Origin of the sequence: Sphingobacterium sp. WOUb80, assembly GCF_050058145.1 — a bacterium.
Taxonomy (GTDB): domain Bacteria; phylum Bacteroidota; class Bacteroidia; order Sphingobacteriales; family Sphingobacteriaceae; genus Sphingobacterium.
In genome coordinates this window covers 4596192-4610187 of record NZ_CP165617.1, presented here as the reverse complement: position 1 = coordinate 4610187, position 13996 = coordinate 4596192, and the positions used below count along the sequence as shown (strand labels likewise).

Sequence of the window (13996 nt, the reverse complement as noted above, 5' to 3'; positions counted from 1 at the left end):
ACTGAAAGAAATGACTAGAAGATTAATATTATTTGCCATGTTGCCGCTTTTATCTGTCATCAGCGGCTGCAAAAAATACCTAGATGTAAATCATAATGTTGATGCTCCCGCATATGTAGAGGGCTATTTATATCTTGCTGGTATAACACAGCAATATCAAGGGATCTATTGGGATGCTAGGGCTATCGGTCCATTGAGTCAGATGATGGGAACTACCAATGCGACCTTTACTCCGTTTGCCTCTCATTATTACCCTTCGGGAAATGATGCAGGCGGCGAGGTGTGGCGCATGACTTATTGGAACCAGGGGATGAATCTGGAGAATATGATTAATCAATCCATTGCGGCCGAGGATTGGAGTCTTGCTGGGATCGGATATGCTATTAAGGCATTTAGCTGGGATGCGATGACTAAAATACATGGTGAACTTCCGATGAAACAGGCTTTTCTACCAGGAGTGCTCACGCATGATTATGATTATCAAAAAGAAATCTATGCACAAGTGAGAGCTTGGGCTTATAAAGCGATCGAATTGCTGGAAAAAGAGGATAATCACAATTATGGAACAAAGATCAGTGGTAACGACTATATCTATAGTGGGGATAAAAGCAAATGGATTAAGTTTGCTTATGCCGTCATCGTAAGGAACCTTGCCTCCTTAACGAATAAAACTAATTTTAAGGATGAATATGCGCAAGAACTCCTGAAGGCTGCTGCAAAATCTTTTCAGGGTCCAGAGGACGATGCGACACTAAAAATTGCTGGCGGATCGCAGTCCGCTCCTTTCTCGGAGTATAATAATTTTTGGGGTACAGCTCGGAATGTCCTGTCCTATGATTATTTTCAGCACGAGTATGCTGTGCAGGTATTTACAGGTACTGTACCGGAATATAATGAATCTACAGGAGAGAAAGTTCGGGTGCCAAACAATGTCTATCGCCCGTTTAAACTTGCTTCTGAGCAGATTGTAACGGATACTATGGTGAATCTGCCCGGACATTTTGACCCTAGGGTTGCTGTCAAGCTGGGGACAACAAGTAATCCGAAATATCTGGATCTTGGAAAAGCGGATAATGTCAAGGCTTACAAATATTATGGTGGTGCATTTACTTCGAAAATTGGACCAATCGGGACAGCCCCTTCATTTTATGGGCGAAATATTGCTTCTACCTGGAGTGGGACGGAGCATGATGGTATGGGGCATTGGTTGTACCGCGATGATGCGCCTTATATTTTAACTACTTATGCCGAAATACAGTTCTGTTTAGCTGAAACATACTGGAAACTGGGCAACCGAAATGAAGCATTCAATGCATTTAAAAAGGCGGTAGCGGCTGATATTCAGACGACGGCGCGTTATGTTTATCCGGGTAAAGAAGGTGCCGCTACAGGTGGAGATAAAATTACGAAAGATCTGTTCAATACACTTGCTGCAGAGTATGTCAATGGGCCATTTGTTAATAACTTATCGACATTTACATTGTCACATATTATGATGCAAAAATGGGTTGCCCTTTATCCTTGGGGGGCCACGGAGGCCTGGGTAGATATGCGTAAATACCAGTATGATATTGCTTATACGGGAGAATATCCAAGTAAAGGTAATGGATGGACCCAAGCTTTGCTGGAGCAGAAATGGGACACAAATCCAACTAAAGTATACAAAGGTTTTTATCTTGCCCCGGCGCAGGTTGATAGTAGGAAAGGTTCATATGATGTGCGGAATGAAGGGGCACCTTGTTACCGCTTACGTCCGCGTTATAATTCGGAGTATATGTGGAACCTCCAATCTTTAGAAGCCTTGCAGCCAATTGCTGGAACTGCAGACAATTACCATACTTCTATCCCTTGGTTTGCATATCCGGGGGAAATGCCAGCGGCAAAGTAACGGCGGTTACTATAACTTTAAAATAACATAACATGAAAAATCTACATAAATTTTTGATAACGCTACTCAGTTTGCTGCTTTTTTCAGCCTGTAAGAAGAATGTGGTAGAGTATCAGGCAACGCCGATCGACGATGGGGCTACAGCGCAGTTTCAGCTGCACTATATGGTTCCTGTAGCAACAGGTGCTGCAAACAATATTAACAAGGTTGAGCTGAATGGAAAACTTCTGGTAAACCAGACAACGCCACTGGTGGTGTATAATTTTCTTCCAAGTGGTTCTGTAGGACGTTTCTTTGCTGCGGAGCCGGGGAAGGTAAATTTGAAGCTGTATAAAGGGGCTACAGATAACCTGGTATTGGTTTATGATCAAACATTTGATCTGCCAGCTGGAAAATCCAATGTTGTTGTGCATGATTTTAATAAACCTCCGGTTGTTATCGTAAACGAAGTGCCTTACCCTAAGACAACCACTGAAAATACAGGTACAACTGCTTGGGTTAAGTTTTATAATTTTCTTTACGAGAGTGCAAATACACCCACAAGTCTAAAATTACAGTATCAATATCAATATACTGTTAATAATGAAACGGGGCAAAAGAGTGAATGGGCGAATGTTGGGAAACCAGTTTCATTTGGTGAGGCAACGGGCTGGGAGCCAGTGACTGTTAATAAAACGGTGATTATATCGGCAGGAACTGCGCGTATTGATTACCGTGCCCGTTTGATCGGTGCGGATGGATCTGATCAGGGCAGTCTGGTTGTTCGAAATAGTACTGGAAGTATGGTGGATTACACAGATTGGTGGACGGCTCAGATTGGACGTGTTTATCACCATATGTTAGCCGGTTTCCGAACAGCGACACCGATTGCCGGTGTTAAGCAAGCTACAGCGTTGTAGTTGATGATATAGTATGCTTAATTTTTAATGGACCCCTGTTTACCCCCATCGTAAACAGGGGATTTTTTTGTTGTAATTTCTTTAAGCTCTGAAAGTACACTGACTAAAAGATAGGATTCGGGCGTATTGGAGTTGTTGGTGGATTTAATTGTATCTATATTGTTACTTTAATGTGTATTTAGTACACTTTGTTTTTTGTGTAAACAAGGCACATGCTCCATTTAACATTATTTAACGCCAATTTTTATTTTTTATTTAATTGCACGTATATTCTTTTTTATACTGATTTATGCGTTTTTTATATTCAATTTGATATGAATTCACTTATATTTTAGCTGTTTATGCTGTATTGTGCGGTATTTGTGCTAATTTTAGCCTGTTAAGCTAAAAATTACTGATAAACTAGCAAAAAATCATTTATTTTAAAACTCTATAATCAATGAGAAAATTTGTACTATTTTCTGTTGCTCTTGGATTGAGTTTTCCTTCTGAATCCTATTCTTTTACAAAAAAAGAAGGTTCTTTGAGGAGCGCTAATTCAACAAGCGTTCTTTCCAGTTCTTCTGCAAAAAGTGCGGTTCAAAATACGGTGCAAGGTACTGTAACGGATGGAAAAGGTCCAGTCTCTGAAGTGAGCGTGTCTGTAATTGGCGGTAATGCGTCAACTAAGACCGATGCACAGGGGCATTTTAAAATTACAGCTGCCGTGGGGAGCAAGTTGCGTTTTTCATCTGTAGGTTATATTACACGAGAGGTTCCTGTGACTTCGAATTCGCTAAATGTAACTTTGGTCGATGATAATCAAACATTGAATGAAGTCGTTGTTGTTGGATACGGTACACAGAAAAAAAGCAACTTAACAGGTGCTGTTGCGTCAGTTAACATCAAAGAGACAATGCAAGGACGTCCTATTGCTGATGCAGGACGTGCAATGCAAGGTACGACTCCGGGACTGAGTATCGTTATCCCGAGTGGAGAGGTAGGATCTGATCCAACGATCAAAATCCGTGGCCAGATTGGTTCAATAACTGGATCCAATAATCCATTGATATTACTGGATAATGTGGAGATTCCGAGTATCAATATTGTGAATCCCGATGATATTGAATCTATTTCAGTTTTAAAGGATGCGGCAGCATCATCTATTTACGGAGCTAAAGCAGCTTATGGCGTAATTTTGATTACAACAAAACAAGGAGCCAAAACTGATCAGGTTTCAGTAAATTATTCTAATAATTTCTCTTTTCAAAACCCGTTCAAGAAATATGAGATGGGCACGGTTGATGCGCTTCGGTACTCGTTGGATGCAGCTTTGCGTGTCGGGACCAACTTTACTGGGGCCTTTTACAAAGTAAACGAAGAGAGCTACCAAAAAGCTGTCGACTGGCAGAATAACTATGGTAGTTCTGTGGGTAAGAATGATCCGACATTATATGGACGTGACTGGTATTATGATCCTGCAACAGGGTATAAATATGGCGTACGTACGTATGATCCTTATGACTATATGGTTCGTGAATGGGCTCCTACACAGCAACATAATTTATCGCTATCGGGTAAATCGGGTAAAACTTCTTATAATGTGGGATTGGGGTTGCTTGATCAGTCGGGTATGTTGAAGACTAATACAGATAAGTTCGCGAGATATAATGCTTCAGTACGGGTTTCTCATGAGATTAACAAGTATATTACAGCAAGGGCGGGAGCTATTTATTCCCGTACGAATAAACAATATCCATATGCAACGAATTCAACTACAGCAGATCCATGGTTATATATGTACCGTTGGAGTTCGCTGTATCCGTTTGGAAATGATGGTGACGGGGATCCAATTCGTAGCCCAGCTTATGAGACTGGCGCAGCAAATGTGGCGAGCCAGCTAAAAAACTATATGAATTTCAATGGTGGTGCTACTGTAAATTTTACAAAGAACTGGAAATTGGATTTTGATTACACATTGACCAATCAGGAGATGATCTGGAATAAGCCGGGCACACGTTTTACAGCAGGCAATTCCTGGGGAAATCCTGTAGCGAAAAAGGATGCAAATGGAAACCAGATGTATGTCGATGCAAATGGAAACTATGTGGATGCATCTGCTGCGGGAGCGATGGCTGCATATGATCTGGATTATTTCCAATATACAGCTGCAGGCTCCAATCCTGACCATTACCGTAAGGAAGATGAGAATTTCTTGCGTCATACGATCAATGCCTTCTCTACTTATAATTTGAGTTTGGATGGTGGGCATGAGTTTAAATTTATGGCAGGTTTAAACCGTGTTGCGGAGCAAACTGAAAATTCTTGGACACAAATTACAAACCTGCTGGATATTAAGAATCCGCAATTAACGTTTGGATCGGGAACAGTTACTGGTTCTGGTTATAAAAAATGGGAGTCTCAGATTGGTTTTTTTGGCCGGGTGAACTATGCTTATAAGGATAAATATTTGTTTGAAGCAAATTTACGTCGTGATGGATCGTCTAAATTCCCGACAAGTTTGCGCTGGAAATGGTATCCGTCGTTCTCCGCAGGTTGGGTCGTATCGCAAGAATCTTTTATGGACTGGTCACGTGAGGTCGTAAATCAATTTAAAATCCGCGGTTCATGGGGGTCAATTGGTGATCAGGCTGTTCCGAACAATTTGTATACAAGTTATATGACTAATTCCCAGTCTAACTGGATTAACAGCTCAGGAAATAAGGATTGGTATGTAGGGTCTCCTGCTGCTGTTTTATCTCAAGTAGGCTGGCAAGATATCCAGACCTTGGATTTTGGACTTGACGCAAGATTCCTTAAGAATAAACTGGGGCTTGTGTTTGATTGGTATCAACGCGATACCAAAAATATGCTCGTGCCGATGGAAGGTGTTGCTGCGACTTTTGGTGCTGAGGCTCCTAAAGGTAATTTTGGTGCTTTACGTACGAGAGGTTGGGAGCTTGCTGTTGATTTTAACCACCGTTTCGAAAATGGTTTGGGAATTAATCTGCGTGCAAACGTATCGGATGCAAAATCTGTCATCACAGAATATGGTACAACAACTTTGGTGGATGGATACTATAACGGTAAGACATTCGGTGAAATTTGGGGTTATGAAACGGATCGTCTATATCAAAAAAGTGATTTCGTTTATGAAAACGGGAAACTAGTTACGACAACCGTCAATGGTAAGACAATGAACAAGTTGTCTGATCCAAATGGAGCTTACCAATCTTGGGTTCAAAATTCATCTACCTTCCTTTATGGTCCCGGTGATGTTAAGTTTAAGGATTTAAACGGAGATGGTGCAATAGATAATGGTAAGGGGACAATTTCAGATCATGGTGATTTGTCAGTGATCGGTAATTCGACGCCGAGATATGAATATGGGTTCCGCCTAGGAGCTGATTTCAAAGGTTTTGATCTTTCAGCATTCTTCCAAGGAGTGGGTAGTCGCCAGGTCTGGGGAAAAGGCTTTTTGGCACAAGCAGGCTTTAATGCGTCAGATGGTGCAATGCCTGCGGTCATGGCGTCAGATTATTGGACAGAAAACAATACAGGGGCATTCTATCCGGCGGCGTATAGTAATGCAGGAACAGACAATATCAATAATATGCAGGTTCAAAGTCGTTATTTATTGGATATGTCCTATTTACGGGTTAAAAACCTGACCTTGGGTTATACCATTCCTAAAGGGACGCTGAATCGTATTGGTGTAAGCAATTTACGTGTGTATGCAGCATTGGAAAATTTCTTTACATGGGATAAACTCAAAGGTTTGCCTATTGATCCTGAGGCTGTTGTTGGTGTAAATATGTTTGTTGATCAAAGCTTGAATAATTACAATAGTGGCCGTATTGGTGTTGGGACACCAACGTTCAAATCTGCTTCTTTTGGCGTTCAATTGACATTTTAATTGAAATTATCATGAAAATTAAAACAAAATTCTTATATATATTATTAGGTTCTTCAATGGTGTTATCAAGCTGTAACAGCTTGTTGGATCGCCCTTCTTTGGATCAGATTACAGATGGTTCGGGACTTTATTGGAGGGATGAAAATGACCTGAGGTTATTTGCGAATGGCTTTTACACGCAATATTTCAACGGCTATAATAGTTCCTTTACGACGGATTATACGCCAGTAAGGGGGTATACTTTTTCAGACGATTTGACTTTTAGTGGTCAGCAGGCTAACTTTGAAAATGCAGTGCCTGATACGCGGTCGTCAACTTCGGAGGTTGCGGCTTGGCTTGATACATATGCCGGTCCTACATGGAACTATTCTTGGGTGCGTAAGTCCAATATTTTCTTGAATAGAATAGAGACTATTGCTAAGCCGAACTTAACTACAGTTCAGTATAATCACTGGACTGCCGTTGCGAAATTCTTTAAAGCTTTTGAGTACTCTCGGTTGGTCTCTGTTTTTGGGGATGTACCATATTTTGAATCTGAAGTATCTGCTTCTGATTTTGATACACAGTATAAAGATCGGGATAATCGTGGTGTGGTGATGGATCATGTATACGATGACTTTGTATATGTATTGCAAAACATGAAAGCCGACGATGGTGCAAATGTGTTGAATAAATATATTGCAGCGTCGTTTATATCACGTTTGATGTTATTTGAAGGTTCATGGCAGAAATATCACGGCCTTGATCAGGCAAGAGCAAAGAAATATTTGGAGCTTGCGCAAAGTGCTGCGGAAGTTGTTATGAGCTCAGGGAAATATTCTTTTACTTCTGATTTCAAAAGTTTGTTTTCTTCTCAGGATTTAGCGGCAAACAAAGAAGTGATTATGTATCGCAAATATGATGCATCTGTCAGTGTGTTACATGCAATTGGATCGTATCAAAACGGTGTTGAGGCACAGGCTACAGCTCCAAATTTAAAATTGATCAAGGAGTTCATCTGTGTTGACGGTAAGCCTTATTCTTCGTCCTCACTTGCTAGTGCTGCTGATTTTTCATTAGCTAAGTTGGCGACATCACGTGACCCGCGTTTTGAGGCTTCCTTTGATACGGATTTGAATTCTAAGGCTTCAACATTTGTCTATGGTACAAAGTATGTTGCACGCAATGGCTATAAGATAACAAGTGCAAATCCAGATTATTCTAAATGGAATTCAAATACGAATACTTCCGATGCTCCCGTTATTCGTTATGCGGAGGTTGTATTAAACTGGATTGAAGCAAAGCAGATTTTAGCCGAGAACTTTGGTGGTGCAGCTGTTACACAAACAGATCTCGATAAGTCAATCAATGCAGTAAGAAATAGGCCGCTTGATGAGGCTGCTATAGCTAAAGGAGTGACAAAGACTGCGCCGTTACAGATTGGTTCAATTGCTAATGATCCCGCTAGAGATGCAGATGTAACGTCACTAATGTGGGAAATACGTCGTGAACGCCGGATGGAATTCGTGTTTGAATACTCGCGATTGCTGGATTTAAAGCGTTGGAAAAAGCTGGGTTATATGGACTTTTCAAAAAGTACGGATTATTTTACAGGAATTTGGGTTGATGTAGCAAAACAAGCTCCGGATTTCTTGAAATCTAACTATGTTGGTGTTACCAAAGTTAGGAAAACTGATGGAACTGTGGTGACTTATAACGGTTCTAATGCTGCCGATATGGTTGGTTTTATAGTGGTTCAAAATGCAGCAAATAGAAATGCCGTGGAGGATAAATTTTATTTAGCTCCAGTGGGTAAAGCGCAAATTGTTGACTATGAGCAAAGAGGCTATAAATTAACACAAACAAAAGGGTGGTAATTTAATCACATATTATGAGGCCTTGTCTAAGTTTTTAGACAAGGCTTTTTTATGTCTATAATGGCCAAAATCGTCAAAATACACCTAAATCGGTATCTAAAATACTTTGCATAAAAACGCATTTTTATTTTATTATTGCGCATAAAAACGCTATTTTTAAGAAAACATTACGCATGAGGTTTCCAATTATCACCTTTTTTATTGCATTATCCTGCGTTTTTAACGTTGCGATAGCACAGCAGTCCTTTAAATTTGCTCACGTAACAGACACACATGTTGGCGGTGCAACAGGAGAGGAAGATCTGCGACGTACTGTAAAGGATCTGAATACATTGAAAGATATTGATTTTGTTATCCTATCAGGTGATATCACCGAGTTTGGCGCGGATCATGAATTAAAGCTGGCGAAGCGGATCTTAGATAGCCTGCAGCTGCCCTGGTATGTTATCCCGGGAAATCACGATGGAAATTGGTCTGAAAATGGAGCCAATACTTTTCGCACGGTGTTTGGTGGCGAAACCTTTTTCTTTAAGCATAAAGGTTATGCATTTATTGGGACTAATTCAGGCCCGAATATGCGTATGAGCCCAGGTCAGATCCCACGTGAAAACTTGGTCTGGATGGATTCAATTTTTGCAGCGAATCCTGATAAGCAGCAGCCATTGATCTATATTAATCATTATCCGCAGGATTCATCTTTAAACAACTGGTTTGACGCCTTGAAAAGAGTCAAAACGCGGAATGTTCAGTTGGCACTTTGCGGACATGGCCATATCAATAAATTATACGATTGGGAAGGGATTCCGGGTGTTATGGGAAGGTCAAACTTGCGTGCGAATAAAGACGTCGGTGGTTATAATATCGTGACCATCGCCGATGGTAAAGCAACTTATCAAGAGCGTAATCCCGGAATGGGGACGCAAGAGAAATCTTGGGTCGTCGTCCCTTTATTTAATCATCATTATGAAAATGAAACGGCAAGCTACCCAAGGCCCAGTTATGCTGTGAATAAAAAATATGCAGATCAGGTTAAAGTTAATTGGACTTTTGAAGATGCTAGTGATATCGGGGCGGGGTTAGCTGTTTACAAAAATAGTGTCATTACATCAAACACAGCGGGGGAGATCTTTGCACTTGACCTGAAAACTGGCAAGAAGTTATGGGCATTCCGTACCGGTGGTAAGGTTTATTCTACTCCGGCTGTGTGGAAAGGGATTGTTGTGGTAGGTTCATCAGATCATGCAATCTATGCGGTAGACGCCCAGCATGGTAAGTTACTGTGGAAGGTGCAGACGGAGAAAGCGGTCTTAGGTTCACCGCTGCTGCATGAAGGTGTGGCTTTTATCGGTGGTTCGGATGGTAAGTTTAGGGCGCTGGATATCAAGACGGGAGCTGTAAAATGGAGTTTTGATCAGGTCAAAGGATTTGTGTCTACGCTGCCAACGTATTATTTAGGGAATGTAATTTTTGGTTCCTGGAGTAATGGATTCTATGCGTTAGATGTCAATACAGGTAAGCTTTCGTGGGAATGGAATAATGGACAGGCCAATCGGATGTTTTCTGCAGCAGCTTGCAATCCAGTGGGAGCAAATAATCGTGTCTTTGTGGTTGCGCCAGATCGTTTTATGACAGCGCTGGACGCGAAAACTGGAGCGGTCATCTGGCGGGAAAAGAAAGACACCATTCGGGTGCGTGAGTCTATGGGGTTGGCAGCAGATCATAAATTGGTCTATGTGAAGACGATGGATGGCGACCTCTTGGGTATTTCGGTTGCTGGTAACAATATGGATGTTGCCTGGAAGTCCAAGCTTAAATTGCCCTACGAATTGACACCTTCTGCTATTGTAGCCAATGGCAAATTGGTGTTTGTGCCGAGTCATTCGGGTTTGCTGTCCGGAGTTGACGCAAAAACAGGCGCGGTAGTATGGCAATATAAAATATCCAATGGAATGGTTAATCCGGTTGTGCTAAATGGTAGAAATACGGTGATAGCGAGTACGATGGATGGCAAAATAGTTTCATTACAGTTTTAAGCAATCGATTGAAATGATCTTTTTGAAAATAAATGCCTTGATATGATAAAAAAATGTCTAAACTTCTTAAATTTACGTCAAGCTTTTTTGCTTGTTTTTGCATGTTTTGTTTGTAACTTTGCGAAAGCACAGCAAAATGCTTGGATTAGAATAAACCAATTGGGCTATACTCCGGCGGGCAAGAAGGTCGCGGTATGGGGCGGGAAATCAATCAGGCAGCTTCGTTCTTTTGAAATTAAAAATGCACAAACGGGTAAAACAGTCTATGTGCATCCTGTAGGAAAAGATTATGGGGCGTATGGTCCTTTTGTTCAGAGCTTTCGTTTTGATTTCTCTTCAGTGCAGGATACAGGACGCTTTTTTGTTCAAGCTGGAGATGTAAAGTCTCCAACATTCCGCATTGCGCGGGACGTTTACAAAGGGGCGGCAGACTTTGTATTGCGTTATATGCGGCAACAACGGACATTGTTTAACCCTTTTCTGAAAGATAGTTGTCATACACATGATGGGTTTGCGCTTTATGCGGGAAAAGCCGGTATTCCGGATAGTTCGCATATCGATGCAGGCGGTGGCTGGCATGATGCTTCTGATTATTTGCAATATGCGACAACGTCGGCAAATGCCACATTTCATTTGTTAGCGGCTTATCGCGATTTTCCAAAGGTCTTCGGTGATCTAAAGCAAGCAAATGGTCTTGACGGAAAAAATGGTCGCGCCGATGTGTTAGATGAAGCAAAATGGGGATTGGACTGGCTGTTGAAGATGCATCCCAAAGCCAATCAAATGTACAATCAGATTGGTGATGACCGGGATCATGCAAGCATGCGGATGCCAAAGGAAGATCCCTATTATGGACGTGGATTTGAAAGACCGGTGTATTTTATTGATGGCGAGCCACAACAGCGTGGCAAGTTTATGAATAATACAACGGGTACAAGCTCTACTGCTGGTAAATTTAGTAGTGCTTTTCGCCTGGGCGCAGTGTTGTTTAACAAAGAAGATCGGAAGTATGCAAAGTTGCTGTCGAAGAAATCGGAAACGGCTTATGCCTATGCAATGATAAAACCTGGCGTGACACAGACGGTTTCTGTGAAATCACCCTATATTTATGCAGAGGATAATTGGGTCGATGATATGCAGTTAGCTGCAGCAATTGGTTTTTCGACGACAAAAAAGGAAAAATTTGCGCAAGAAGCCTTGCGATATGCCCGACAAGAAAAGATTACACCTTGGATGGTAACCGATACTGCTGCACATTATCAGTGGTACCCTTTTATCAATCTTGGACATTATGAGTTGGCAAAAGGATTAAAAGGACAAGATCGCGAGGAGATTGTTTCCTATTATAAGCAGGGGATCGAAGAGGTCAATCGGAGAGCCGAAAAAAATGCGTTTTTTCGGGGAGTTCCCTTTATCTGGTGCAGCAATAACTTAACTGTATCTTTTGCGATCCAATGCCTTTGGTATAAGGAACTGACAGGAGATACATATTTTGACGAGCTTGCTCAGGCTAATTTTGACTGGTTATTTGGGACGAACCCTTGGGGTACGAGTATGGTATATGGCCTTCCATCATGGGGCGATACACCTGTTGATCCGCATTCGGCGTTTACCTTTCTGGGGAAACATCCGATCGATGGTGGTTTGGTTGATGGGCCTATTATGGCATCCACGTATCGTAATCTGATCGGTATTAAGTTGAATAATCCGGATAGCTATGCAGCGTTTCAAAGTGATTTAGCGGTCTATCACGACGACTATGGGGACTATAGTACCAATGAGCCCACAATGGATGGAACCGCTTCTTTGATTTATTTGCTTGCGTCAAAAGAGGGTAAGGCCATGGAGGAGCCCGCTGAAAAAAAGTAACAAGGGATATTTTTGGGGCTATTGTCCGGGGCGACTCGACAAAGCGGAAGGTGGCTTTGATATTTACAGGTCATGATTTATCGGAGGGTACAGTAGAAGTATTAGCGAGTCTAAAAAATAATCGAGTTAAAGGCTCTTTTTTTCTGACAGGTGATTATCTCAGGACGCCGGGTTTTAAATCGTATGTCCGTCAGATGTTAAATGATGGTCACATGGTGTCGGGGCATTCGGATAAACATCTTCTCGTCAGTGACTGGGGGAGTAGGGACGTGCTTTTGGTCAAACGTGACTCTTTTGTCGCTGATCTAAAGGCAAATCTGGCGGCATTGGAAAGCGTGGGGGTTGATAGCGGAAATTTGTCCTATTATATTCCTTCGTATGAGTGGTATAATAGTGAAACAGTCGATTGGGCAAAAGCGGTTGGTCTAAATTCGGTTAATTATACACCAGGAATACGGACTGCGGCTGATTATACCTATCCTGAAATGGGGAGGCGATATTTATCGTCGACAGAGATTATTGATAATCTCTGGTCCTACGAAGCTCGATTTGGGCTTAATGGGTTTCTGATATTGATTCATATGGGGACCGATGATCGGCGGAAAGATAAATTGTATCATCATTTGGATGATATCATTAATATATTAAAGGGAAAAGGGTATCAACTTGTGGATGTACCCGATTTATTGAAATAAAGAAATACAATATATACTAATAATGGTAAATACAACGGAGAAAGATTCGAATTATCAGGATTTGGACAAGATGTCTGTGCATGAGTTATTGACGAATATCAATAATGAGGATAAATCTGTGCCACTTGCTGTAGAGCAGGCTATCCCTCAGGTTGAAGCATTGGTCAAAGTCACTGTGGAGAAAATGAAGGCTGGTGGTCGAACTTTTTATATCGGCGCTGGTACAAGTGGTCGTTTGGGGGTGTTAGATGCGTCTGAATTGCCTCCTACTTACGGTGTGCCATTTGAGTGGATCATCGGGCTGATTGCTGGTGGGGATACCGCCATTCGAAAAGCGGTTGAATTTGCAGAGGATGATCTGGAGCAAGCCTGGAAAGATATGGAAGCATATGATATTGATGAGAACGATGTTGTGATCGGTATTGCGGCTTCGGGGACGACTCCTTATGTTATTGGCGGATTGAAGACGGCAAATGAGAAGGGGCTTGTGACGGGATGTATCGTCTGTAATGGAGGTTCTCCGATTGCGGAAGTTGCTCAATATCCTGTTGAAGTGATTGTTGGGCCAGAGTTTGTTACCGGGTCTACACGCATGAAATCAGGAACGGCACAGAAGCTTGTATTAAATATGTTCAGTACTGCAGTGATGATCCAACTGGGCAGGGTCAAAGGGAATAAGATGGTCGATATGCAATTGTCAAACCATAAGCTGGTTGGCCGTGGTGTACGTATCATTATGGATCAAACCGGGGCACCAGAAGAAGAGGCAGCAGCTTTACTCGAACAATTTGGGAATGTGAGGCAGGCGATAGAAGCCTATCAGGCTACCCATTGAGCATAACCTATTAAAAAATCACCTAT

The 13996-nt window shown here is 41.8% G+C and carries 8 protein-coding genes; all 8 read left to right on the top strand.

Annotation, left to right across the window (positions count from 1 at the left end):
* Positions 1-10 precede the first annotated feature (10 nt).
* The gene (locus AB1Z56_RS19130) at positions 11-1888 is read left to right on the top strand and encodes a SusD/RagB family nutrient-binding outer membrane lipoprotein (RefSeq protein ID WP_426789877.1); all 1878 of its coding nucleotides are present in this window, start codon (positions 11-13) and stop codon (positions 1886-1888) included.
* A 32-nt stretch (positions 1889-1920) separates the two neighbouring features.
* Positions 1921-2787, top strand: a complete 867-nt coding sequence (locus AB1Z56_RS19125; RefSeq protein WP_426789876.1) for a hypothetical protein — start codon at positions 1921-1923, stop codon at positions 2785-2787.
* Positions 2788-3226: 439 nt separating this feature from the next.
* Positions 3227-6682 (top strand): SusC/RagA family TonB-linked outer membrane protein, encoded by a 3456-nt coding sequence (locus AB1Z56_RS19120; RefSeq protein WP_426789875.1) that lies wholly within the window; start codon positions 3227-3229, stop codon positions 6680-6682.
* A gap of 11 nt (positions 6683-6693) precedes the next feature.
* Entirely contained in the window at positions 6694-8538 is a 1845-nt protein-coding gene (locus tag AB1Z56_RS19115; protein ID WP_426789874.1) for a RagB/SusD family nutrient uptake outer membrane protein, read from the top strand.
* Positions 8539-8711: 173 nt separating this feature from the next.
* Entirely contained in the window at positions 8712-10571 is a 1860-nt protein-coding gene (locus tag AB1Z56_RS19110) for a PQQ-binding-like beta-propeller repeat protein (protein ID WP_426789873.1), read from the top strand.
* Positions 10572-10613: 42 nt separating this feature from the next.
* Positions 10614-12440 carry a glycoside hydrolase family 9 protein gene (locus AB1Z56_RS19105; RefSeq protein WP_426789872.1) on the top strand — a complete coding sequence of 609 codons (1827 nt, stop codon included), beginning with the start codon at positions 10614-10616 and terminating at the stop codon, positions 12438-12440.
* A gap of 50 nt (positions 12441-12490) precedes the next feature.
* Positions 12491-13135: a polysaccharide deacetylase family protein gene (locus AB1Z56_RS19100; RefSeq protein WP_313267668.1), complete on the top strand. Its 645-nt coding sequence runs from the start codon at positions 12491-12493 to the stop codon at positions 13133-13135.
* Positions 13136-13157: 22 nt separating this feature from the next.
* Positions 13158-13970 (top strand): N-acetylmuramic acid 6-phosphate etherase, encoded by an 813-nt coding sequence (gene murQ / locus AB1Z56_RS19095; protein ID WP_309365535.1) that lies wholly within the window; start codon positions 13158-13160, stop codon positions 13968-13970.
* The last annotated feature ends 26 nt before the right edge of the window (positions 13971-13996 follow it).